Annotated in this window: 25 protein-coding genes and 1 riboswitch; of the genes, 15 read left to right on the top strand and 10 right to left on the bottom strand. The window is 66.0% G+C overall.

The annotated features are described in order from the left end of the window. The first annotated feature begins 14 nt into the window (after positions 1 to 14). Positions 15 to 128: riboswitch (TPP riboswitch) on the top strand. From thiO to CH296_RS14225, 7 genes are all read left to right on the top strand, one after another. Then, positions 127 to 1,179, top strand: coding sequence for a glycine oxidase ThiO (gene thiO / locus CH296_RS14195; RefSeq protein WP_082074071.1), 1,053 nt, complete (start codon positions 127 to 129; stop codon positions 1,177 to 1,179). (Overlaps the previous riboswitch by 2 nt.) After that, positions 1,176 to 1,391: a sulfur carrier protein ThiS gene (gene thiS / locus CH296_RS14200; protein WP_094685060.1), complete on the top strand. Its 216-nt coding sequence runs from the start codon at positions 1,176 to 1,178 to the stop codon at positions 1,389 to 1,391. The genes thiO and thiS overlap by 4 nt, the downstream gene beginning before the upstream one ends. Positions 1,392 to 1,394: 3 nt before the next feature. Further along, positions 1,395 to 2,144, top strand: a complete 750-nt coding sequence (locus CH296_RS14205) for a thiazole synthase (RefSeq protein ID WP_094659484.1) — start codon at positions 1,395 to 1,397, stop codon at positions 2,142 to 2,144. Positions 2,145 to 2,607: 463 nt separating this feature from the next. Next, on the top strand, positions 2,608 to 3,570 hold the full coding sequence (locus CH296_RS14210) for an ABC transporter ATP-binding protein (RefSeq protein ID WP_032393761.1): 963 nt from the start codon (positions 2,608 to 2,610) through the stop codon (positions 3,568 to 3,570). Further along, the gene (locus tag CH296_RS14215; RefSeq protein ID WP_045198732.1) at positions 3,570 to 4,340 is read left to right on the top strand and encodes an ABC transporter permease; all 771 of its coding nucleotides are present in this window, start codon (positions 3,570 to 3,572) and stop codon (positions 4,338 to 4,340) included. The genes CH296_RS14210 and CH296_RS14215 overlap by 1 nt, the downstream gene beginning before the upstream one ends. Before the next feature lie 26 nt (positions 4,341 to 4,366). Beyond that, positions 4,367 to 5,824: a M28 family peptidase gene (locus CH296_RS14220; protein ID WP_094685061.1), complete on the top strand. Its 1,458-nt coding sequence runs from the start codon at positions 4,367 to 4,369 to the stop codon at positions 5,822 to 5,824. Between the two features lie 37 nt (positions 5,825 to 5,861). Then, entirely contained in the window at positions 5,862 to 6,683 is an 822-nt protein-coding gene (locus tag CH296_RS14225; protein ID WP_094630915.1) for an adenylate/guanylate cyclase domain-containing protein, read from the top strand. Here the strand turns inward: CH296_RS14225 and thiD are convergent. Next, positions 6,645 to 7,499, bottom strand: coding sequence for a bifunctional hydroxymethylpyrimidine kinase/phosphomethylpyrimidine kinase (gene thiD / locus CH296_RS14230; RefSeq protein WP_032393765.1), 855 nt, complete (start codon positions 7,497 to 7,499; stop codon positions 6,645 to 6,647). The genes CH296_RS14225 and thiD overlap by 39 nt on opposite strands. 292 nt (positions 7,500 to 7,791) lie before the next feature. On the opposite strand from thiD, the gene CH296_RS14235 reads away from it, so the two are divergent. Next, the gene (locus CH296_RS14235) at positions 7,792 to 8,118 is read left to right on the top strand and encodes a GNAT family N-acetyltransferase (RefSeq protein WP_032393766.1); all 327 of its coding nucleotides are present in this window, start codon (positions 7,792 to 7,794) and stop codon (positions 8,116 to 8,118) included. A gap of 119 nt (positions 8,119 to 8,237) precedes the next feature. Then, positions 8,238 to 8,591: a GNAT family N-acetyltransferase gene (locus tag CH296_RS14240; RefSeq protein WP_032394128.1), complete on the top strand. Its 354-nt coding sequence runs from the start codon at positions 8,238 to 8,240 to the stop codon at positions 8,589 to 8,591. Positions 8,592 to 8,607: 16 nt separating this feature from the next. Here CH296_RS14240 and CH296_RS14245 read toward each other — a convergent pair whose 3' ends face one another. Genes CH296_RS14245 through CH296_RS14255 form a run of 3 tightly spaced genes read right to left on the bottom strand, consistent with a single transcriptional unit; the run spans position 8,608 to position 10,990 of the window. Continuing rightward, complete coding sequence (locus tag CH296_RS14245; RefSeq protein ID WP_094630914.1) at positions 8,608 to 9,408, bottom strand: exodeoxyribonuclease III; 801 nt, start codon at positions 9,406 to 9,408, stop codon at positions 8,608 to 8,610. 11 nt (positions 9,409 to 9,419) lie between these two features. Then, the gene (locus CH296_RS14250) at positions 9,420 to 10,364 is read right to left on the bottom strand and encodes a GNAT family N-acetyltransferase (protein WP_179277740.1); all 945 of its coding nucleotides are present in this window, start codon (positions 10,362 to 10,364) and stop codon (positions 9,420 to 9,422) included. 23 nt (positions 10,365 to 10,387) lie between these two features. After that, the gene (locus tag CH296_RS14255) at positions 10,388 to 10,990 is read right to left on the bottom strand and encodes a peptide deformylase (RefSeq protein ID WP_032393768.1); all 603 of its coding nucleotides are present in this window, start codon (positions 10,988 to 10,990) and stop codon (positions 10,388 to 10,390) included. Positions 10,991 to 11,252: 262 nt separating this feature from the next. Between CH296_RS14255 and CH296_RS14260 the strand changes: the two genes are divergently transcribed. From CH296_RS14260 to CH296_RS14275, 4 genes are all read left to right on the top strand, one after another. After that, complete coding sequence (locus tag CH296_RS14260) at positions 11,253 to 11,591, top strand: DUF3263 domain-containing protein (RefSeq protein ID WP_032393769.1); 339 nt, start codon at positions 11,253 to 11,255, stop codon at positions 11,589 to 11,591. Positions 11,592 to 11,649: 58 nt separating this feature from the next. Then, positions 11,650 to 12,183 carry a LytR C-terminal domain-containing protein gene (locus tag CH296_RS14265; RefSeq protein WP_230596606.1) on the top strand — a complete coding sequence of 178 codons (534 nt, stop codon included), beginning with the start codon at positions 11,650 to 11,652 and terminating at the stop codon, positions 12,181 to 12,183. A 113-nt stretch (positions 12,184 to 12,296) separates the two neighbouring features. Next, a complete protein-coding gene (locus CH296_RS14270) occupies positions 12,297 to 13,007 on the top strand; it encodes a superoxide dismutase family protein (RefSeq protein ID WP_045198742.1) in 711 nt (236 codons plus the stop codon). A 1-nt stretch (position 13,008) separates the two neighbouring features. Further along, positions 13,009 to 14,139: a glutamate--cysteine ligase gene (locus tag CH296_RS14275; RefSeq protein WP_256980452.1), complete on the top strand. Its 1,131-nt coding sequence runs from the start codon at positions 13,009 to 13,011 to the stop codon at positions 14,137 to 14,139. Positions 14,140 to 14,148: 9 nt separating this feature from the next. On the opposite strand, the gene mnhG is transcribed toward CH296_RS14275, so the two are convergent. From mnhG to CH296_RS14305, 6 genes are read right to left on the bottom strand one after another with little or no spacing between them, the layout of a single operon-like run. Beyond that, positions 14,149 to 14,490 carry a monovalent cation/H(+) antiporter subunit G gene (gene mnhG / locus CH296_RS14280; protein WP_032393771.1) on the bottom strand — a complete coding sequence of 114 codons (342 nt, stop codon included), beginning with the start codon at positions 14,488 to 14,490 and terminating at the stop codon, positions 14,149 to 14,151. Between the two features lie 19 nt (positions 14,491 to 14,509). Beyond that, on the bottom strand, positions 14,510 to 14,767 hold the full coding sequence (locus tag CH296_RS14285) for a monovalent cation/H+ antiporter complex subunit F (RefSeq protein ID WP_032393772.1): 258 nt from the start codon (positions 14,765 to 14,767) through the stop codon (positions 14,510 to 14,512). Beyond that, on the bottom strand, positions 14,764 to 15,405 hold the full coding sequence (locus tag CH296_RS14290) for a Na+/H+ antiporter subunit E (protein ID WP_373453493.1): 642 nt from the start codon (positions 15,403 to 15,405) through the stop codon (positions 14,764 to 14,766). Before CH296_RS14290 ends, CH296_RS14285 begins: the two co-directional genes overlap by 4 nt. 2 nt (positions 15,406 to 15,407) lie before the next feature. Continuing rightward, positions 15,408 to 17,051 carry a Na+/H+ antiporter subunit D gene (locus CH296_RS14295; RefSeq protein WP_032393774.1) on the bottom strand — a complete coding sequence of 548 codons (1,644 nt, stop codon included), beginning with the start codon at positions 17,049 to 17,051 and terminating at the stop codon, positions 15,408 to 15,410. Further along, positions 17,048 to 17,671 (bottom strand): Na(+)/H(+) antiporter subunit C, encoded by a 624-nt coding sequence (locus tag CH296_RS14300; protein ID WP_032393775.1) that lies wholly within the window; start codon positions 17,669 to 17,671, stop codon positions 17,048 to 17,050. The genes CH296_RS14295 and CH296_RS14300 overlap by 4 nt, the downstream gene beginning before the upstream one ends. Further along, the gene (locus tag CH296_RS14305) at positions 17,668 to 20,517 is read right to left on the bottom strand and encodes a Na+/H+ antiporter subunit A (protein ID WP_094681947.1); all 2,850 of its coding nucleotides are present in this window, start codon (positions 20,515 to 20,517) and stop codon (positions 17,668 to 17,670) included. The genes CH296_RS14300 and CH296_RS14305 overlap by 4 nt, the downstream gene beginning before the upstream one ends. Positions 20,518 to 20,752: 235 nt before the next feature. Between CH296_RS14305 and CH296_RS14310 the strand changes: the two genes are divergently transcribed. Both CH296_RS14310 and CH296_RS14315 read left to right on the top strand, forming a co-directional pair. After that, positions 20,753 to 21,163 (top strand): NUDIX domain-containing protein, encoded by a 411-nt coding sequence (locus CH296_RS14310; protein ID WP_329955499.1) that lies wholly within the window; start codon positions 20,753 to 20,755, stop codon positions 21,161 to 21,163. 62 nt (positions 21,164 to 21,225) lie between these two features. Then, positions 21,226 to 21,978: an isocitrate lyase/phosphoenolpyruvate mutase family protein gene (locus CH296_RS14315; RefSeq protein WP_045198748.1), complete on the top strand. Its 753-nt coding sequence runs from the start codon at positions 21,226 to 21,228 to the stop codon at positions 21,976 to 21,978. Positions 21,979 to 22,001 lie beyond the last annotated feature (23 nt).

Raw genomic sequence — 22,001 nt, forward strand, 5'->3', positions numbered from 1 at the left:
CGACGACGGAGTGGCCGAGAAATCGCGGGAGTCCCGAGGATCGTGGGGCTGAGAGTGGGTTCGCCGCCCTTACCGTCAATACCTGAACCCGATCATGCGGGCGCAGGGAGTGAGGACGTGAATCGCGTGCACATCGTCGTTATCGGCGGAGGCGTCATCGGGTTGTCGACGGCGCTGCGCCTGAGCCAGGACGGTCACCGAGTGGTGGTGCACGATCCCGCGCTCGGCAAGGGCGCATCCTGGGTCGCAGGCGGCATGCTGGCACCGCTGTCCGAGGGCTGGCCCGGCGAACACGAACTGCTGCACCTGGGCGCTGCGTCGCTGGCGAGATGGCCGGACTTCGCCCGACGCCTCCCCGGACCATCGGTGTTCTCCGCAACCGGATCGGTGACGGTTGCCCTCGACTCGGCCGATGCCGCCGACCTACGAACCATCGCCGAATGGGTGGGCGAACAGGGACACGAACTCGAGATTCTCGGCCGAGCACAGCTGCGTGAGCTCGAACCTGCACTGGCGCAGAACATCCGACTTGGCCTGCTGGCTCCGACCGAGTTGTCGGTGGACAATCGGGCGCTGATCGCCGCGCTCGAGCAGGGTTGCCGGGACGCGGGAGTCGAATTGGTGACCACCCCGGTGGAGACCGTGCCCGACGCCGATCAGGTGGTCCTGGCCGCCGGGGCACAGTCGGCCGCACTGTGGCCCACGCTCCCCGTCCGGCCGGTCAAAGGCGAGATCCTGCGACTGCGACGACGGCCGAGCGCCGCACCGCCGCCATCGCGCACCGTCCGCGGAACCGTGCACGGCCGCGCGATCTACCTGGTACCGCGCGGCGACGGATTGGTCGTCGGCGCAACCCAATACGAATCCGGCCAAGACACCCAGGTCACCGTCGCCGGGGTGCGAGACCTCATCGCCGACGCCGAACGACTCATGCCGAGCATCGGCGAGTACGAACTGTACGAAACCGCTGCCGGCCTGCGGCCGATGAGCCCGGACGGGTTACCGCTGATCGGCAGGCTGTCTCCCCGGTTGATCGCCGCCACCGGACACGGACGCAACGGCATCCTGCTCGCCCCCATCACCGCCGACGCCGTCGCCGCACTGGTGTCCGGCGAGACGCTACCCGAGGCGAAAGCAGCCGACCCCCAGAGATTTCCGCAGATCGAGAGGACACCATGACACAGGTCGCGATCGGTATCACCGTCAACGGTGAAGACCACCTGCTCACCGAGGACATGACCATGCGTCGGCTGCTCGAATTCCTGGGCATGCCCGAGAAAGGCATCGCCGTCGCCGTCGACGGTGCCGTGCTGCCCAAGAGCCGCTGGGACAGCACCAGCGTCGAAAAGGGTTGGAACATCGACATTCTCACCGCCGTGCAAGGCGGTTAGGTCATGACGGGATTGACCATCGCAGGCCGCACCTTCACCTCCCGGCTCATCACCGGCACCGGAGGAGCAGCGAATCTCGCCGTACTCGAGGACGCCCTCGTCGCATCGGGAACCGAACTGACCACCGTTGCGATGCGCCGCGTCGACGCCGCCGGTGGGACGGGAGTGCTGGATCTGCTGCGCAGGTTGAACATCGCCCCGCTGCCCAACACCGCAGGCTGCCGCGGCGCGGCCGAAGCAGTGCTCACCGCGCAACTGGGCCGTGAGGCGCTCGAGACCGACTGGGTGAAACTCGAAGTGATCGCCGACGAGCGAACCCTGCTGCCCGACGCCATCGAATTGGTCACGGCTGCAGAACAACTCGTGGACGACGGCTTCCAAGTTCTCCCGTACACCACCGACGACCCGGTACTGGCCAAGCGGCTAGAGGACATCGGCTGCGTTGCCGTCATGCCGCTCGGCTCACCCATCGGCACCGGCCTCGGCATCGCAAACCCCCACAACATCGAGATGATCGTCGACGCCGCATCGGTTCCGGTGATCCTCGACGCGGGCATCGGCACCGCCAGCGACGCCACCCTCGCGATGGAACTCGGCTGCGACGCGGTCCTGCTCGCGACCGCGGTGACCCGGGCGAAGGACCCGGCGCTGATGGCGTCGGCGATGCGGAACGCGGTGGCGGCGGGATACCAGGCCCGACATGCCGGCCGCATTCCGAAACGATTCTGGGCGCAGGCCAGCTCGCCCATGTGACCGCTGTGTCATCGGCGTAGCTCTTGTTTGTGGTCCTGCTTTTCCGGCAAACGCGCGCGCGTTTGCGGAAGGCGCGCGGAATTGTGGCGGATAGGTGGGCGATTGCGCGCGCGCCTGACGAATGCGCGCGCATTTGCCGGCGGCGGGTGTGTGGCTCCGGCTCGTCGAAGCGGCTGCTGTGTCGTCGGCGTAGCTCTTGTTCGTGGTGCTGCTTTTCCGGCAAACGCGCGCGCTTTTGCGGAAGGCGCGCGAATTAGTGGCGGATAGGTGGGCGATTGCGCGCGCACGTGACGAATGCGCGCGCGTTTGCGGCTGTGGGTGTGTGGCCCCCGTGACTCCGCGGCCCCTGTGACCCCGCGCCCGTGTGACCGACTGTCTCAGGGTGTGTGTCATCCGAAAGGATGATGCAATCGGCGACTGTGGGTCGATGTGCGGACGCTGTCGATGGGGGACAGTTGTACACATGATCGAAGTGACAGGACTGACCAAGCAATACGGCGCGGTGACGGCGGTCGACAACCTCACCTTCACCATCAGACCCGGCATCGTGACCGGCTTCCTGGGCCCCAACGGCGCAGGCAAGTCGACGACCATGCGGATGATCCTCGGCCTCGACCGCCCCACCAAGGGAACGGCGACCATCGAGGGCAAGAACTACAGCCAGCTCAAGCAGCCACTGCGTACCGTCGGCGCTCTGCTCGACGCCAAGTGGGTGCACCCGAACCGTTCGGCGCGTGCACATCTCGAGTGGATGGCGGCCTCCAACGGCATCCCCAAGTCGCGTGTCGACGAGGTGCTGCGTCTGGTGGGACTGTCGGAGGTCGCGAAGAAGAATGCGGGCGGGTTCTCGCTCGGCATGTCGCAGCGGCTCGGACTCGCCGGCGCGTTGCTCGGTGACCCCAAGGTGTTGCTGTTCGACGAGCCGGTCAACGGACTCGATCCCGAGGGCATCGTCTGGATCCGAAAGTTCATGCAGCGCTTGGCAGCCGAGGGCCGCACGGTCCTGGTCTCGAGCCACCTGCTCTCGGAGATGGCGCAGACGGCCGAACATCTCATCGTCATCGGACGTGGCAAGCTGATCTCCGATTCGTCGGTGCAGGAATTCATCGACCACGCCTCCGAGGCGTCGGTGCGCGTCCGCAGCCCGCAGCTCGACGGTCTGCGGCAGGCGCTGACCACGGCCGGTCTGACCGTGCGCGAGCCGGACAGGACCGACGAACTTCAGCCCTCGCTCGTGGTGCTGAACTCGACCACCGACGCGATCGGCGACATTGCCGGCCGAGCCGGAATCACATTGCACGAGTTGGCCTCCCAGCGAGGCTCGCTCGAGGAAGCATTCATGAAACTCACCGGAGACACAGTGCAGTATCACGGCGCGGGAGCCGACACTCCCAACACTCAGCAAGCGATGGGCGGTGCACTCTGATGGGCGTCTTGGCAGCAGAGAGAATCAAGTTCACCTCGACCAAGTCGCCCTGGTGGTGCAGCGCGATCATCGTGGTGCTCGGTCTCGGGTTCGCGGCCATTCTGGGTTGGGCTGCGAAGTCGGCCCTGAGCCTCGACGCGCCCGAGGGTATTCCGCCCACGACCGCCGCCGATGTCGTCGGAGTCGGAGTCGGCACGTTCGGTGCCATGGTGCTGATGATCCTGGCGGCGTTGACCGTGACCAGCGAATACCGGTTCGGAATCATCCGCACCACGTTCCAGGCGGTGACCAACAGGGGATCGGTTCTGGGCGCTAAGGCGCTGTTGGTGGGCGTATACGGCGCTGTCCTGTCGTTCGCTCTTGCGGTGCTCGGGCTCGTCATCGCCAAGGCTCTGGCCGGCGAACAGGCGGGCGTGTTGCTCGGATTCGACGTGGACGGTACGTGGCGCGTTCTGTACGGCACCGCCATTCTGGCGTTCCTGCAGGTCGTTCTCGCGATCGGCGTCGGCGCTCTCGTTCGACAGTCGGCCGGTGCGATCGCGATCCTGCTGCTGTGGCCGCTGCTGATCGAGAATCTCGTCGGCCTCATTCCGAACGTCGGGGCGAAGATCCAGCCGTTCCTACCGTTCCTCAATGCCAATCACTTCCTCGGCTCCGACGGCGGAATCGACTTCCACTGGGGCCCGATCGGCGGACTGATCTACTTCGTCGCGTTCACCGCGGTGATCTTCGGGGCAGCGGTGTTCGTCGTCAATCGTCGGGACGCCTGACGCCACTCGCCGGTAGGGTGTCCGCTATGCGGATTTCCCTACTTGCAGGTAGCGCTGTCACTGTCTTGATTCTGGCCGGTTGCTCGTCCACCTCGGACGAGGAACCGGCCAGAGTTTTCGCGACACCCGACGGGCCCGGCCTGTCTGCCGCGGTCACCGAGGAGGCCTTGGTGGGGCACCTCGAACAGTTGGAATCAATCGCCGCCGACCACGACGGAAACAGAGCCGCAGGCACCGCCGGCTACGACGCCAGTGTCGATTATGTTGTCTCGCAACTCGAATCGGCAGGATTCGAGGTCACCACCCCGGAATTCGAATTCGAGACCTTCGAGGCGCAGACCCAAACCCTGTCGCTCGCGGGCACCGAGATTCGGGTGTTCGCACTCAGTTACTCGCCGACCACCACCGCCGAGGGGATCACCGCACGCGTCGTCGGCGCTCCCGCCGGTGCGGACGGTTGCGAGGCAGCCGATTACACCGGCCTCGACCTGGCCGGAGCCGTCGCGGTGGTGCCGCGCGGAGTGTGCCCGTTCGGCGTGAAGCAAACCGTTGCAGCAGAACTGGGAGCGGCCGCCGCTATCATCGTCAACAACGAACCGGGACCGCTCGATTCGGGCACGCTCGGCGACGCCGACACCGCGCGGATCCCGACCGGCGGAGTCAGCCAGGAGGACGGCGCGGCCGTTCTCGCCGCACCCGAGGTGACGCTGACACTCGTCACCGAAACCGAAACGACCACCAGTCGCAACATCATTGCGCAGACCACCACCGGTTCGACCGAGAACGTCGTGGTCACCGGTGCCCATCTCGACAGCGTCCCGGAGGGCCCCGGCATCAACGACAACGGAACCGGAACGGCGGCAGTCCTCGAGACCGCACTGCAGATGGGCAGCGCCCCCGAGATCACCAACGCGGTGCGTTTCGCGTTCTGGGGTGCCGAGGAGAACGGACTCGTCGGTTCCACCAAGTACGTCGAGGGCCTGTCCGACGAGGACAAGCGAAACATCGCGCTGTACTTGAACTTCGACATGATCGGCTCGCACAACGCCGGATACCTCGCCTACGACGGAGACGACTCCGACCAGGTGGGTGAGCCCGCCGGACCGGCCGGATCCGACGCCATCGAGCGCACTTTCGTCGAGCGACTGGCCGAGGAGGGTGTAGCCGTCGACGGGACCGATTTCGACGGTCGCTCGGACTACGGGCCGTTCATCGAGGTCGGCATCCCCGCCGGCGGCGTGTTCAGCGGAGCGGACGAGAACAAGACCGCAGCGCAGGCCGAGAAGTGGGGCGGCACCGCGGATCAGACGTTCGACGAGAACTACCACACCGACCAGGACACCCTGGCGAACGTCGACCGCGCCGCACTGGCGAAGAACGGTGCGGCCGTGGCCTACGGCATCGGCGTCTACGCGCAGTCGGTGGAGGGCCCCAACGGGGTTCCGGTGGGTGCCGAGCGCGAGGCCGCGCGCGCCGAAGGGTGAGGGAAAGTATGTGTAACCGTGGGTTACGCTCGATGCTGTGAACGCAGTCGTCTCCTCGGTCGTGGAGTGGGTCCGCACCACCAACCGAGCGCCCGCGGTGGTCGGGGCGGTTCGGCGTGTGCGCCGCGCACTACCGGGTGACCCCACGTTCGGCGATCCCCTGTCGATCGACGGTCCGGGCCGAGCCCTGGCCGTCGCCCGCGTCGCCGACAGGTTCCTGGCTGCGAACGGACTCGACGACGAACCCGGCGCGTCTCGCGAAGTGGGTCTCGGGGCGCTGCAGCTGTGGCAGGCGATCCTCGAACGCGCAGGCCGAGGCCGCGGTGAGCACGATGTCACCATCGTGTTCACCGACCTCGTCGGGTTCTCGTCCTGGTCGCTCCGGGCCGGCGACACCGCGACCCTGACGTTGCTGCGCAAGGTCTCCAAGGCCGTCGAACCCGAGGTCGCATTCCGCGGCGGCCACGTCGTCAAGAGGCTGGGCGACGGCATCATGGCGGTGTTCGCCGACGCGGGCAAAGCAGTCGACGCGGTCTTCGCGGCCCGAGAGGCACTGAAGGGCGTCGACGTCGACGGCTACACCCCGACGATGCGCGTCGGCATCCACACCGGCAGCCCGCGTCAGGTGGGATCGGACTGGCTGGGCGTCGACGTCACCGTCGCCGCCCGGGTGATGCAGACCGGCGGCAACGGCAACGTGATGATCTCCGCGTCGGCCCTCGAGGCGGTCCCGCCGGAGGTGCTCGACGCCTTGCATGTGGTCTCCAAGCCCTATCGCCGCAGCTTCTTCGCTCCGAAGATCAAGGGCGCACCCGACGACCTACGCATCCTCCGACTCGTGCAGTCGCCACAGCGGTGACACCGGTCCGTGGCCCGCGCCCAGATCGTAGGACGCGGCCAGACAGCGGGTGACCCACTCCTTGCCGAACGCGACCGCGTCGGGCATGGAATAGCCGTGTGCCAGCGCCGACGCGATCGATGCGGCGAGGGTATCGCCGCCGCCGTGATCGTTGCCGGTGTCGATGCGCTCGCTGGTGAACTCGAGGAAGGTGTCGCCGTCGAACAGCAGGTCGGTGCTGTGCGTCGACGTCCGCAGGTGACCGCCCTTGACCAGGGCCCACTGCGCGCCCAACCCGTGCAGGGCCTCCGCGGCGCGGTGCGCGCTCGAGTCGTCGACCACGTCGATGCCGGTGATGAGCCGAACCTCGTCGAGGTTGGGGGTGACCAGCGAGGCGATGGGGAAGAGGGTGTGGCGGATGGCGTCGAGGGCTTCCGCGTGCAGCAGTGGGTCACCGTGCATCGACGCGCACACCGGATCGACGACCAGGGGAACGGGCTGATCTCGGCCGATACCCACCTCGGTGCACACGGCCGTGACAGCTTCGATGATCGCGGTGGAGGCCAGCATTCCGGTCTTCGCTGCGCCGACCCCGATGTCGGAGACGACGGAGCGAACCTGTGCAGCGACGACGTCCGGCGGAATCTCGTGGAAGCCCGTCACGCCGACGGTGTTCTGGACCGTGACCGCAGCGACGGCGACGCAGGCGTGGACACCCAGCAAGGCCATCGTTCGACTGTCCGCCTGGATTCCGGCTCCGCCGCCGGAGTCGGTTCCGGCGATGGTCAGCGCGCGGACGGGAGTCTCGCCGTTGGGCGTGAGCGGTAGGAACTTCACGAGAGAAGACAGTACCGGCGGGCGGAGAGACGGGGGGTCGCTGCCGTCGACACGGATTGCCGAGCAGATGGCGAAAATATGGGTTGGCCTTGAATGTTGTTGTATCACAACGTCGAACAGGGTCACTTATGATCCGTACCAGCATTGTTGTCGTGTTCGGCGGACGAACCTACGCATCCGAAGGTTTGTTGGTAGAAAAGGTGACAGACCCACCGTGCGCATGTTTAATAGTGGTGCACGTCACATCGGTTTCACTCGTTCATCACTCCACACACAGCGAAGGAGGCGTCCCATGCTGGCAAGTTCTCCTAGCGCTGATGTCTCGATCAACAAAGACCAGAACCGGTTCGAGCTTCGACTCAACGGCGATCTCGTCGGGATCGTCGGCTTCTACGAGGTCGAGGGAAACGGCTCGCGCGCGACGCGCACTCACGTCGTGTCGTTCATGCACACGGTCGTCACCGAGGACTTCGGTCATCAAGGACTGGCCGGCATTCTGGTGCGCCGCGCGCTCGACAGTGCTCGGTCCTACGGCTGGAAGGTCAAGCCCGTCTGCACGTACGTGCAGCGCTTCGCCGCGGCCAACCCGGAGTACAACGACATGCTCGTCGCGCTCTGACGTTTCTTTCCCGAGTTGTCGACCGGTCACGGTAGGACCGGTCACATTCAGGGCACGACTCGGCGACGATCGAGGCACTCGCCTCGCGCCACATGGACAACACTGGTCTCATAAGTGACATGAGTCACATACTTCCTCGACGAGTCGACGCGGTTCCCTCGGTCGATCGACCCGTCGTTCGCATCGAGGACGACGTCGATCACTACAGGTTCGATCTCTTCGTCGACGACGAACTCGTCGGCATTCTCGGGTACCGCTTCGGTGAGGGTGACGACGACGGCGTCGGCCCGGTCGTCGCACTCATGCACACCGTCGTCAAAGAGGAATACGGCGACCGCGGGTGGGCGGGAGTGCTGGTGCGAGCCTCGCTCAACACGGCCCGCGATCGACAGTGGCGCATCGTCCCGATCTGCACCTACGTCCGGCGCTATCTGGCGCAGCACGAGGAATTCCTGGATCTGATCGCCGAATAGTCCACCGGGCTCGGCCTCAGCCGATCTCCACGATCACCGGAGCGTGATCGCTGGCCCCCTTGCCCTTGCGTTCCTCGCGGTCGATCGACGCACCGGTCACTCGAGCCGCCAGAGCCGGGGAGGTCAACGCCATGTCGATGCGCAGACCCTGCTTCTTGGGGAACCGCAACTGCGTGTAGTCCCAGTACGTGTACGTCCTGGGCTCGGGGGTGAACTGCCGCGTCACCTCGGTGAAGCCGGCGTCGCCGAACGCGGTGAAGGCGTCGCGCTCGGCCTGTGAGGTATGGGTCTTGCCCTCGAACAGAGCCGGATCCCAGACGTCGTCGTCGGTTGGCGCGATGTTCCAGTCACCCACGAGTGCGATCTGTGCCTGCGGATCGGCCGCCACCCACGCCTGCGCGTCGGCCTTCAGCGCGGCGAGCCACTCGAGCTTGTAGGTGTAGTGCGGATCGGCGAGTTCGCGGCCGTTCGGCACGTACAGGCTCCACACGCGCACCCCGTCGCACGTGGCCCCGATGGCGCGCGCCTCCTGAGCGGGGTCGATCTCGGGATCCTTGCTGAACCCGGGCTGATCGTCGAAGCCGACCTGGACATCGTCCAGGCCGACGCGGGATGCGATCGCGACGCCGTTCCACTGACTCAACCCGACGTGGGCCACCTCGTACCCGATGTCGGTGAACCGCTCGTAGGGAAACTGTGCGTCCTTGCACTTGGTTTCCTGCATCGCCAGGACATCGACATCGGATCGCTGCAGCCAATCGACGATTCGATCCTGACGAGAGCGGACGGAGTTCACATTCCAGGTAGCCAAGCGCACGGAGAGGAACCCTATCGAACGCCCCCGACAGGGTTCGGACCCATCGCGTTCTCGGGCCGGGCATAGCGATAGCGATGATGGTCGGCGAAGCCGAGGTCTCGGTACAGGGCAACGGCTCGGGTGTTCTCGTCCGCCACCTGCAGGTACGCGTGCGTCGCGCCGCGCTCGCGTCCCCAGCGCACCAGTTCTCCGCACATCAGGGTGCCGAGCCCGTTGCGCCGATGCTCGGGGGAGACCCAGAGCGAGGTCAGTCCCACCCAGCAGCGACCGTCCGGGGCGGTGGTCACCGCGGCGCGACCGACCGCGGCTGCCGACGACGAGCGCGGGCCGATCATCCCGAAACCAAGGGTTCCGCCCCGAACCGCCGAGACCACCTCCGCTGCGCCCGCGGGAGCCGCGCGGCCCTGGTAGTACAAGCGATCCAACCACTGTCGTGACGGTTCCGAGGTGACGGTGATCGCCGAGTCACCCTCGCGTAGAACGAGATCGGAGATGTCTGCCGCCATGACGGCGCTTTCGTTGTACGTCGACCAACCCGCCGGGGGAGTGCCGAGGCGATCGGGAAGGGCGAGCGTCGGCGGTAATCCGCGAGCGGCGTATCGGGCTGTGATGCGCGCCAGCGTCTCTGGTGTCGTCGACGCTCCGGGCTCGAGCGGCACGGCCGAATTGGCGCGGCCGGTGAACCCGTGACCGAAACGCAGTTGCCAGCCGTCGATCCATTCCCGCTCGACGCCCGGCCAGCCGTCGGCAGCGGCGGCTTCGAGCGAACGGATCTCCGAGGTTCGAATCGGCTTGGGCGCCAGGGGTTTCAATGCCACGACTCGGTCGGCGGCAACTTGAACCAGTGTGCCGTCCCGGCCGCGCACCGAGACCGCGCCGGCGTCGCTGGACACCAGTTCACCGATCACGTCCGTCATCGGGTGGGTGTGGCCGGGTGGCAACCGATAGCGAAGCATCACCCGCGTACCCACCGGGACGGTCAGTCGTCGTCCTCGTCGTCGTGGCCGAACGGGTCGTCCACCGTGCCGGGTGTCCAGCTCAGTCCGGGCACGCCCCACCCGGCGCGCTTGATGGCCTTCTTGGCCGCCCGCGCATGCCGTCCGATGAGCACGTCGGTGTAGAGGAAACCGTCGAGATGACCCACCTCGTGCTGGAGCATACGAGCGAAGAAGCCGCGGCCCTCGATGTCGACGGGATCGCCCTTGGCGTCCGTACCGGTCACCCTGGCCCACTCGGCGCGCCCGGTGGGGTGCTGCTCGCCGGGGACGGACAGACAGCCCTCGTCGTCGTCATCGGGATCGGGCATCGTCTCCGGAATCTCCGACGTCTCGAGCACCGGGTTGACGACCTCGCCGCGGCGGCGGAAGATCTTGCCGTCCTCGCCTTGATCGGGGCAGTCGTAGATGAACAGACGCTTGCCGACGCCCACCTGATTCGCGGCGAGACCGACGCCGTTCGCGGCGGCCAACGTCTCGTACATGTCGGCGATCAGCTCGGCCAGCTCGGCGGGTGACTCGGTGACGGGTGCGGTTGCGGTGTGCAGCACCGGATCGCCGACGATCCGGATGGGAAGAATTGCCATGGTCGACAAGGATAGTGGGCGGGAGTGGAGCCTGCGGAACGACCCGAGTGCCTGCTGCATGTGGTCGAGCACATGGAACACGCCACGCGCCGGTACCTCGCGGGAGCCGTGCTCGAGCCGTCGAACGTGGTTGAATGATCCCCGAAGTACAACCGTGTAATTCGGTCGGTGCTCCTTTGGGTGCCGGCAGTGCTGGGGGAAGCAGATTTCTCCGGGTGGGTGATCCTGCAGACCCGAGGAAGTCGAGAAGTCGAGGAGTGGGATGGACGGCGCAGCAGCGCGTGACTCGAACCAGTCTCAGCAACCGGGAAGTTCGGACGGCTCACAGGATCCGAACGAGGTCGGTGCGGACGGACTGAGTCGACGAGAGCACGACATCCTGTCCTTCGAGCGGCAGTGGTGGAAGTACGCCGGGGCGAAGGAAGAGGCCATCAAGGAACTCTTCTCCATGTCGGCAACCCGCTACTACCAGATCCTGAACGCGTTGGTCGATCGTCCCGAGGCACTTGCCGCTGATCCGATGCTGGTCAAGCGCCTGCGCCGGTTGCGTGCGAGTCGGCAGAAGGCTCGTGCGGCACGTCGACTCGGGTTCGACGTCTGAGCAGGTCCTCGAGTTCCGTGTGCTGGGTCGCCGTCGGCGGTCGGCTAGGGTCGACTACGTGAGCAGCCCGAACCCGGAACAGACCGGGCCACCACTCCGTGCCCTGGCCATGGTGTTGATCTCGCTCGCGATTCTGTTCGCGGCGATCGGCGCGTTGTCGCTGACGGGTTCCGATTCCGACAACTCGGCCGCCGAGCCCGCCGCCGAGACGACGAGTGCACCGGCTGCGGTAGCACCCACCGCACAGGCTCCGGCGGCTCAGGTACCGGCAGGTGACGCGACGACCAGCAGCGCGCCGACCACCACCACCTCGGGCACCCCCGCCGACGTCGAGGTGCGGGTTCTGAACAACTCCAACATCTCCGGTCTCGCGGCAGGCACCGCAAGTACGTTGACCGCCGAGGGATGGACCGTCGCCGAGACCGGCAACTTCAGCGAAGCCCAGTTCGCTCAGACCGCGGTGTACTACGGCACCGCCGCAGGCGAGGAACAGGCCGCGCAGACGATCGCCACGCAGCTCGGAGTCCCGGCCGAACCCAAGCCGACCTCACTCGAATCCACGGCAGGCGTCGTCGTCATCGTGACTCAGTAGTCCTGCAGCGGCCAGTTGCACAGCATCGACTTCCGTGCCCGATTCGGCTGAATCGGTCGGCACGTTATCATTTCCGAGCCCGGCGAAACTGCCTGAAAGAGGAGCGATTTCCGATGGACATGTTCAAGCGACGCACTGCTGCGACCCGATCGTTGCGTTACGTGGCCCCGGTCCTCGCGATCGCGGCGCTCGGGCTCTCCGCCTGCAGCAACGGCGAGGTTCCGTCCGATGTCCCCGGAACCGTCCCTCCGGTCTGGACCGGCGAGGCCGATCCGTCGGCAGAAGCCGTGGCGGGTGACGGCCCGGCCGAGTCGGGCTCCGGCGACACCATCGAGGGCACACTGCGCGACGCCGGCGGTGCCGAGGTGGGCACGGTCTCGTTCGCGGCCGAGGGCGACAAGCTCACCGTCACCGCCGAGGTCGAGGGCATGACCCCCGGCTTCCACGGCTTCCACGTCCATGCCGTCGCCGCCTGCGAGCCGAACTCCGTGGCACCGACCGGTGGAGATCCGGGCGCGTTCCTGTCCGCTGGTGGTCACCTGCAGGTCGACGGCCGCACGGAGCACCCGGCCAGCGGTGATCTGACGTCCATCCAGGTCGGCGAGGACGGCACCGGAATGCTCGTCACCACCACCGACGCGATCACACTCGACGATCTGCGTGCGGACGGTGCCGGAACCTCGGTGATCGTGCACGAGGGTGCCGACAACTTCGCCAACATCCCGCCGCGATACACCCTGCCCGACGGTGCCGCTGTGCCGGACATGACGACTCTGATGACCGGCGACGCCGGCTCGCGGGCGGCATGCGCGGTACTGCAGTAGTTTGAACGCTCCCCGGATCGACTTCGCGAGTTCACCGCGCCCGACGCTCGGCGTCGAGTGGGAGATCGCGCTGGTCGACAAGAACACGCGGGACCTGGTCAACTCCGCCGAGGCGGTCATGGACGGCGTCCGCGATCTCGCCGGGGACACCCCGCGGGTGACCAAGGAACTGCTGCGCAACACCGTCGAACTCGTCACCGGAGTGTGCGAGAACGTCGGGGAGGCCATGGAGGACCTCGGCGGCTCGCTGGAATTGGTGCGGCGCGCCGCGGACCCATTGGGAATCGATCTGTTCTCGGCGGGCACTCATCCGTTCGCCGAGTGGTCCACCCAGCAGCTCACCAGTTCTCCGAGCTACGACGAGTTGATCGCTCGTACCCAGTGGTGGGGTCGGCAGATGCTGATCTGGGGTGTGCACGTGCACGTGGGTGTGTCGTCTCCCGACAAGGTCTTTCCCATTCTCAACTCGCTGCTGCTGCAGTACCCGCACCTGCTGGCGCTGTCGGCGTCCTCGCCGATCTGGGCGGGCAACGACACCGGCTACGCCAGCAATCGGGCGTTGATGTTCCAGCAGCTGCCGACGGCCGGTCTGCCGTTCCAGTTCGAGGACTGGTCGCAGTTCGAGGGATTCGTCCGCGATCAGCTCAAGACCGGCGTCATCGAGCAACTCGGCGGCATGCACTGGGACATCCGTCCTGCTCCCAAGTGGGGCACGATCGAGGTTCGGGTGTGCGACGGGGCGTCGACGAAGCGGGAGCTCGCGGCTCTCGTCGCGTTGACACACTGCCTCATCGTCCATCTCGACGAACGTCTCGAAGCGGGGAAGACCCTGCCGTCGATACCGCCGTGGCACGTCCAGGAGAACAAGTGGCGGGCCGCGCGGTACGGCCTCGATGCCGAGATCATCCTCGACTCCGACAGCAACGAACGGCTGGTCACCGACGATCTGCACGATCTGCTAGAGAAGCTGACGCCGACGGCCGTCCGACTGAACTGCGTCGACGAACTGGCAGCAGTGGCCGACATTCCCCGGCGGGGGGCGTCGTACCAACGTCAGCGGGCGGTGGCCGCGCAATCGGGCGGCGACCTGCGAGCCGTCGTCGAATCGTTGGTCACCGACCTCCGATCCTGATCCGCTCGCCTACTGGTCCGATTCGTTCGGTTCCATCTCGTTGACGATCAGCAGTCCGTCGCGGCCGCGCTGTTCGCGGTAGGCGACGCGGCCGACCGTGTGCGCGATGACCGGAGCGGTGACCAGGGTGAAGATGCCCACCAGCACCAGCATCCAGATGTCTACGTTGCCGCGCAGGCTGATGATGGCCCCGATCAGAACCATGATCAGCCCGACCACCTGTGGCTTGGTGGCCGCGTGCATCCGCGAGAGGGTGTCGGGAAAGCGCACGATGCCCACCGCCGCGGTGAAGGCGAGCAGGGCTCCGAACAGGATGAAGACGGAAGAAATGACCTGGGCTACGGTGCTCATTCGTCCCTCACAGTGTTGTTCATTCGTCCCTCACCCTGAATCGTGCGATGCTGACCGACCCGACGAAGCTGACCAGTGACAGCGCGACGATGGCCGGTACGAGGGTGGTGTCGCGGCTGTACACGGCCCACACGCCGAGACCGCACATCGAGACGGCGAGGATCGTGTCCATCGCGACGAGACGGTCGAGCGTGCTCGGTCCGTCGAGCAATCGGTACGCGGTGAGAATCGCGGCACCGATCAGGAGGGCTCCGGCAATCGCCAGTACGACGGTCACGACCAGTCCCCCTTCCTCTTGTCGTCGGTCTTCTTATCGTCCCGAGGCGCGTCCGAATCGACCGGGATCGGATCGTCGCCGAGCACTCCGTGGTACTGCTGGTACTCCTGGAAGTGCAACGGGCTCGGCTTCCAGTCGGAGTCTCGCTCGAACGCGGCGATGAAGAGCTTCTCCATGTTTCGTACGTAGGCGTAGAAACCGTCGACGGCCTTCTGGGTGCCCATGTCCAACACGTGCACGTAGAGCAGGCGTCTGGTCCGGTCGATTTCGAGCACCATGGTGCCGGGCACGAGATTCATCGCGTCGACGAACAGGGTGAGCACCAGATCGGACTTGATCGCGATACGGCAGCGCAGCACCCCGGTGACCGGTGGAGCCTTGGGCCGGATGGCCAGCCAGGCCACGCTGAAGCTCGATTCCATTGCGTAGTAGAGAAATACGACGGCCAGCTTGACGAGTGAGAACACGTGGATGCGGCCCTCGACGGGAACGCGTGGCAACGGCAGCAGCACCATGATGAGCAGTCCCACCGCGATGCCACCGAGGATGTTCGCGGCAGAGACGTTGCCCCACAACAGAACCCAGATGGCGGTCAACCACGCGAGAGTCCACACGCGTAGCAGAAGGGAGCGGTTCATCTTCATCGAGTGCCTTCCTCGTCTCCGCGAGCCTGCTCGGCGGCCTGATCTCCGACGAATTCCGCTCCGCGCACCGCATCGATGTACACCGATCGATCACGAAGGTCGGCCGCGGCGCGATCACTGATGTCGATGATGGGGCCCGCGAACACCGTCATGGCCAAGCCGACGGCAACGAGCCCGATCGTCGGGATCAGCATGAAGGCCGGCATCCGGCCCACGTCCTCGCGATCACCGAACGCGATGTCCGAGGAGTCGTCGAGCAGCGCGGACGGGCTGTTGTCCGCCAGGTCGCCCTCGGGGGCGTCGGCGCGAGCACGCCAGAAAGCCTTGGTCCAGACACGGGCGACGACGTACAGCGTCAGCAAGCTGGTGACCGTTCCGCCCGCGACGAGCAACCAGGCCAACACGCTGCCCTGCTCGCTACCGGCCTGCAGCAGTGCGACCTTGCCGATGAAGCCCGAGAACGGCGGAATGCCACCGAGATTGAGGGCCGGCACCAGGAACACGATCGCCAGCACCGGGCTGGCCGCAGCCAGACCACCGAGGCGTCGAAGAGACGACGAGCCGGCCTGACGCTCGATGAGACCGACGACGAGGAACAGTGTCGTCTGCACCAGAATGTGGTGGGCGACGTAGTAGATCGAGCCGGACAGTCCCGATTGCGTCGACAGCGCGACGCCGAAGATCATGTAGCCGATATGACTGACGAGGGTGAACGAGAGCAGTCGTTTGATGTCGCTCTGTGCTATGGAACCGAGGATGCCGACGAGCATCGTCAGCAGGCCACAGACCATCAGTACGTTGTCGAGCGAGCCGTCGGGGAACAGCAGGGTGTGGGCGCGAATGATCGCGTACACACCGACTTTCGTCAGCAGGCCGGCGAACACGGCGGTGACCGGTGCCGGGGCGGTGGGGTAGGAGTCGGGCAGCCACGTCGAGAGTGGGAACACCGCGGCCTTGATGCCGAACGCGACCAGCAGGACGGCGAAGATCGCGGTCCTCGTTCCTGGGTTGATGTCGTCCATCCGTACCGCGATGTGGGCCAGGTTCAGCGTTCCGGTTGCGCCGTACACCAGCGCGATGCCGATCAGGAAGATCAGCGAGGACACCATCGACACCATCACGTACGACACGCCCGCGCGTACCCGGTCCGCACTCGCGCCGAGGGTCAGCAACACGAACGACGCCGCGAGCAACACCTCGAAGCCGACGAACAGATTGAACAGGTCCCCTGCGAGGAACGCGTTGCAGACACCTGCGGTCAACGCGAGGTAGGTCGGCAGGAAGATCGAGACGGGCTGGTTCTCGCTGCCGTCACGGATGCCCTGACCGATCGAGTAGACCATGACGGCCAGCAGGACTATCGACGAGACGACGAGCATCATCGCCGACAGGCGGTCCACCACGAGGGAGATGCCGAGCGGGGAGTCCCAGCCGCCGACCTGCAGTGCGCTGGTGCCGTCGCGATCGGCGAGGTAGAGCATCACCGACGAGATGGCGACCACAGCGGTCAGCGCGACGAGGGTGATGAAACGCTGAGCGCGAGGACGTCGACCCAGCACCAGAGTCAGCGCCGCCGCCAACATCGGAATCAGTACCGGCAGCGGAGTCAGAACGTCGATCACTCCTGGGGAGATCGTCACTGGTCGTCTCCCTTCTTCTGTGGCCTGCTGTCGTCCTTCTCGGCTGTGTCGATTCCGTCGAGCCCGCGCACCTGCGGATCGTCGTCGTCGTTGTCGAAATCACCGTCGTGCAGGTCCTCGTAGCATTCGAGGTCCTCGCGATTGACGAGTTGTTCGATCGGAATCGGGTTGCCCTTCGAGTCGAACGCGTCGCCGCCGAAGCTCGGCTCGCCCGTCACCGGGTCGTCCGAGCGGTCGCGGTCGGGGGCCTCGGCCATCGAGCGACGCCGGGAGACCTTGGTGTCCTCGGGGTCGTTCTCCACGTCGTCCTTGGTGTTGAGAGTGAACGACCGATACGCCAGCGCCAGGACGAACGCGGCGATACCCATCGTGATGACGATCGCCGTCAGGATCACAGCCTGGGCCAGAGGATCGGCCATCTCCTGATTGACGGCGTTGTCGCGACCCACGATGGGTGGTGCCCCCGCGGGCCCGCCGACGGTCAGCAACAGCAGATTGACGCCGTTGCCGAACAACAGCAGCCCGAGCAGCATCTTGGTGATGCTGCGTTCGAGCAGTAGATACACACCCGATGCGACGAGAACACCGGTGATGATCAGCATTCCGAGATCTGCGGTCATGGGGCGCTCACTCGGCCTTGGCTCTGCATTTCCACCTGCGCGTCGAGACGGGCACCGAGGCTACGGAGCACGTCGAGTACCAACCCGACCACGATGAGATACACACCGAGGTCGAAGAACAATGCGGTGACCAATTTGATGTCGCCGAGAATCGGCAACGTCACCTCCAACGTCGCCGAGGACAACGCAGGCGCTCCGAGGAACATCGACGCCACCGCGGTACCGGCCGCGAAGATCAACCCGAGACCGAGGATCTTTCCGGCGTCGATCGGCACTGCCTCGCCGAGCTCGTAGCGCCCACCCGCCAGGTACCGCAGCACCAGCGCGAGTCCGGCGGTGAGGCCACCGGCGAAACCGCCGCCGGGGGCGTTGTGGCCGGAGAAGAAGAAGTAGATCGAGAGCACCATGATCGTCGGGAAGATCAATCGCGTCGTGACCTCGAGAATCAACGAGCGATGTCGCGGATCGATCAGATCGCCGCCGAGCAACCACGTCGTCTCCGCGGCGAAATTCGCATCCGAGGACGATGCGGGGGCGTCGGACACCCGCGGAGCGCTGCCGAACCGGCGGTTGCGGAAGACCAGGCTGGCCACGCCCGTCGCCGCGACGAGCAGAACGCAGATCTCGCCGAGGGTGTCCCAGGCGCGGATGTCTACGAGGATGACGTTGATGACGTTCTTGCCGTCGCCCAGGTCGTAGGCGGCGTCCGGCAGGAGCAGCGACACCGGGGCGGTGTTTCGGGCGTTCATCGCGAATGCGCCCAGCACACTGACGGTCGCTCCGACGGCGACGGCCAGCACGGCGCGGGGGCCGCGCGAACCGGCCGAGCCCCGATCGTCGACCTCGGCCGGCAGCTTGCGCAGCACCAACACGAAGACCACGAGGGTGAGAGTCTCGACGAGGAACTGGGTCAGCGCCAGATCCGGTGCGCCGTGAATGGCGAAGATGACGCCGCAGCCGTAGCCGGTGAGACCGACGAGGATGACGCTGGCCAGGCGGTTGCGCATCACCGTGGCCCCGAGGCCACCGGCGATCATGATCACGCCGATGACCAGCTGCAACGGGGTGTTCCACAGGGTGTAGTCCAGGCCGGAGTCCTGGCCGACGAGCAACACGATCATCGGCAGCAGCACCAGAGTCAGCAGGATCGTGCCTTGGGTGAGGGGGAGCGAACCGCGCTGGGTGGTGCCGGTCAGGCGGATGGACAGGGCATCCATGTACTTGAGCACGTTGTCGTAGATGCGGTCTGCATTGCCGAGCGGGGGATGCTCGAACTTGAGCCGGTTGACGACCCGGTGGGCGATGAACAGCCCGACACCGCCGGTGACGACGACGACCGTCAGCGCGAGCGGAAGGTTGAATCCGTGCCAGAGGGCCAGGTGGTAGGGCTCCTGGCCGTACGACGGGAGGGTGCGGGCGTAGGGACTGACGATGCGGTCGACGATCGAGGATCCGAATCCGGCGATCACGCCGAGAACCGCCAGGAAAGCAGGTGCAGCCAGGAACAGTGCGGACGGTGCATGCATCGCCCTGACCGACGGACTCGGACGCTTGAGCTGCTTGCGTGCGAATGCGCCCCAGACGAATCGGATGCTGTAGGTGACCGTGAGAATCGAGCCGATCACCAGGCCCGCGACGACGACGGCCGCGACGACGGGATCGAGCGTCGGCGTGCTGATCACGGCCGACAACGCAGTCTCCTTGCCGACGAACCCGAGCATCGGCGGGAGTCCGGCCATGCTGGCCGCGGCCAGCGCCGCTATCGCGGCGAGCCAGGGAGCCTTCTTGCCCAGGTGGGCGAGCTTGCGGATGTCGCGGGTACCGGTGGTGTGATCGACGATGCCCACGACCATGAACAGCGCCGCTTTGAACATCGCGTGTGCGATCACCATCGTCAGGCCGGCGAGCATCGCCTTCTCCGAACCGATGCCGACCAACACCATGAGAAAGCCGAGCTGACTGACGGTTCCGAACGCGAGGATCAGCTTGAGGTCGAATGCCCGCAGCGCTCGCCAACCGGCCAGGATCATCGACAGCAGTCCGAGGCTGATCACGGTGGCGCGCCACGGGCCGGAATCGGCGAACCCGGGGGCCAGGCGTGCCACGAGGTAGATGCCTGCTTTGACCATCGCGGCGGCATGGAGGTAGCCGCTCACCGGGGTCGGTGCGGCCATGGCTCCTGGCAGCCAGAAGTGCAGTGGCACGATGGCCGACTTGCTCAGTGCACCGATCAGGACCAGCACGATCGCGACACCGGGCAACCATCCGCCCGGCGCGTTCGCGACCAGCTCGGAGAGGTTGTAGGTACCGGAGACCTGGCCGAGGATGATGATGCCCACCAGCATCGCCAGGCCACCCGCGGTGGTGACGAGCAGCGCCTGAGTGGCTGCGCGTCTGCTCGAGGCACGCTCGGCGTAGTGACCGACGAGCAGGAACGACAGGACCGTCGTGATTTCCCAGAAGATGTAGAGCACCAGCATGTTGTCGCTGGTGATGAGGCCGAACATCGCACCGGAGAACGCGACCATCTCGGCGGCGAACAGCCCGAGCCGAGGTTCGTCGTCCTCGAAGTAGCGCGCACAGTAGAGCAGAATCAGGGCACCGATTCCGAGGACCAGCAGCGACATGATGGCGGCGAGCGAATCGAATCGCATGTCGATGTTCATCGACAGGCCCGGGACCCATTCGATGTCGAGCTTCTGTTCGGTTCCCCAGTTGCCGAACACCCAGATCAGGCTGAGCAGGGGTACGAGCGCGAGGGGGAAAAAGGCATTGCGACCCCACCACCGGACCAGCAGCGGCGCGAGCAGCGCGGCGGCGGCGTGCGCAAGAAGAATGGCGAGCAAAAGTCACTCCGTCGTCTCGGTCGCATCGGCGGTCAAACCGAGCGGTGGTCGTAGGGCGGCGATGAGTAGGGTGTGCGAAGTCCGTGTGAAATTCGATGTGAGGCTTTGAGAAGTACGAACCGGTTGCCGAACGGCAGCCGTGAGTTGTCGATGTCCACTTTACTTTGCGTGGTCGGACGCGTGCCAAGCGGTACATAACGGTCGCGGTGACTCCGGTCGAGGGGAGCGCGTTGTCGTGAGCGGATCGAGGATCATTCGGACCGCCGGGCTGGCGTACGTCCGGAATCGCCGAATGATCCAGACGCGATCGGCCGGCAAATCCGCGTTCTACATGGCGGGCGGAAAGATCGACCCCGGCGAGACACCCGAGCAAGCCCTCCATCGGGAGATCAGAGAAGAGCTCGACGCGTCGGTGACGGGTGCCCGGCTGCTCGGGGTGTTCGAGTGTCAGGCATGGGGGCACCCGGCGGGCACCCCACTCGAGCTCACGTGTTTCCTCGCCGATCTGGCCGACGAGCCGACGCCGACCAGCGAGATCGCAGAGATCAGGTACTTCACCCGTGACGAGTACGCAGCGATGCCGGACGTCGCTCCGGGATCACTGATGGTGTTCGACCGGATGAGAGCGCTCGATTTGATCGACTGAAGCGGGTACGTTGGGAACCGAGAGAACGAACGTTCTCCACCGGCCACCGTTGAGGAGTCCCGATGACGAACCTGTCCCAGAAAGCCACCACCCTGCTCGAGCTGCACAAGCCCGGAAACCCGGTCGTACTGCCGACCGTGTGGGACGCCTGGTCCGCCAATCTGGCCGTGTCCGCAGGCTTCACCGCGCTGACCGTCGGAAGCCACCCCGTCGCCGACTCCATCGGCAAGCCCGACAACGAAGGCATGACCTTCGACGAACTGCTCGCCCGCATCTCGCAGATCTCCGCCGCCGTCGACGTGCCGCTGTCGGTCGACATCGAAGCCGGCTACGGCGAGGACCCCAAGCGACTGATCGACGGCCTCATCTCCGTCGGAGCCGTCGGACTCAACATCGAGGACACCGTGCACAGCGAAGGCGGACGCCTGCGCGAAGCGCAGGAGCACGCCGACTTCGTCGGAGCACTGCGCGCGGCGTCCGACGCCACCGACGTACACGTGGTCATCAACGCCCGCACCGACCTGTTCGTCAAGGCGATCGGCGACGAGAGCGACCGCGTCGACCGCGCCATCGCGCGTCTGAAGCTGGCTGCCGCGGCCGGAGCCGATTCGCTCTACCCCGTCGGATTCCACAACGACGCCGACTACAAGCGTCTCGCCGAGGAACTCCCGCTGCCCATCAACGCCATCGCCAACCCGGCCGAAGGCGATCTGTCGCACTTCGCATCCCTCGGTGTCGGTCGCATCAGCTTCGGACCGATCTTCCAGATGGAGTTGGCCAAGCGGGCAGAGGAGATCCTCGGCCGCTGGAAGTGAGAGCGGCTTCGCCGCAGGTGAGC

This window comes from Rhodococcus sp. 14-2496-1d (assembly GCF_002259365.1).
Lineage (GTDB): Bacteria > Actinomycetota > Actinomycetes > Mycobacteriales > Mycobacteriaceae > Rhodococcoides.

What these genes read in the sequence shown, in the direction of transcription:
- thiS (WP_094685060.1), top strand. Translation starts at nt 1,176, where the DNA reads ATGACACAGGTCGCGATCGGTATCACCGTCAACGGTGAAGACCACCTG.
- CH296_RS14205 (WP_094659484.1), top strand. Translation starts at nt 1,395, where the DNA reads ATGACGGGATTGACCATCGCAGGCCGCACCTTCACCTCCCGGCTCATC.
- CH296_RS14210 (WP_032393761.1), top strand. Translation starts at nt 2,608, where the DNA reads ATGATCGAAGTGACAGGACTGACCAAGCAATACGGCGCGGTGACGGCG.
- CH296_RS14215 (WP_045198732.1), top strand. Translation starts at nt 3,570, where the DNA reads ATGGGCGTCTTGGCAGCAGAGAGAATCAAGTTCACCTCGACCAAGTCG.
- CH296_RS14220 (WP_094685061.1), top strand. Translation starts at nt 4,367, where the DNA reads ATGCGGATTTCCCTACTTGCAGGTAGCGCTGTCACTGTCTTGATTCTG.
- CH296_RS14235 (WP_032393766.1), top strand. Translation starts at nt 7,792, where the DNA reads ATGCTGGCAAGTTCTCCTAGCGCTGATGTCTCGATCAACAAAGACCAG.
- CH296_RS14240 (WP_032394128.1), top strand. Translation starts at nt 8,238, where the DNA reads ATGAGTCACATACTTCCTCGACGAGTCGACGCGGTTCCCTCGGTCGAT.
- CH296_RS14250 (WP_179277740.1), bottom strand. Translation starts at nt 10,364, where the DNA reads ATGCTTCGCTATCGGTTGCCACCCGGCCACACCCACCCGATGACGGAC.
- CH296_RS14255 (WP_032393768.1), bottom strand. Translation starts at nt 10,990, where the DNA reads ATGGCAATTCTTCCCATCCGGATCGTCGGCGATCCGGTGCTGCACACC.
- CH296_RS14260 (WP_032393769.1), top strand. Translation starts at nt 11,253, where the DNA reads ATGGACGGCGCAGCAGCGCGTGACTCGAACCAGTCTCAGCAACCGGGA.
- CH296_RS14270 (WP_045198742.1), top strand. Translation starts at nt 12,297, where the DNA reads ATGGACATGTTCAAGCGACGCACTGCTGCGACCCGATCGTTGCGTTAC.
- mnhG (WP_032393771.1), bottom strand. Translation starts at nt 14,490, where the DNA reads ATGAGCACCGTAGCCCAGGTCATTTCTTCCGTCTTCATCCTGTTCGGA.
- CH296_RS14290 (WP_373453493.1), bottom strand. Translation starts at nt 15,405, where the DNA reads ATGAACCGCTCCCTTCTGCTACGCGTGTGGACTCTCGCGTGGTTGACC.
- CH296_RS14300 (WP_032393775.1), bottom strand. Translation starts at nt 17,671, where the DNA reads ATGACCGCAGATCTCGGAATGCTGATCATCACCGGTGTTCTCGTCGCA.
- CH296_RS14315 (WP_045198748.1), top strand. Translation starts at nt 21,226, where the DNA reads ATGACGAACCTGTCCCAGAAAGCCACCACCCTGCTCGAGCTGCACAAG.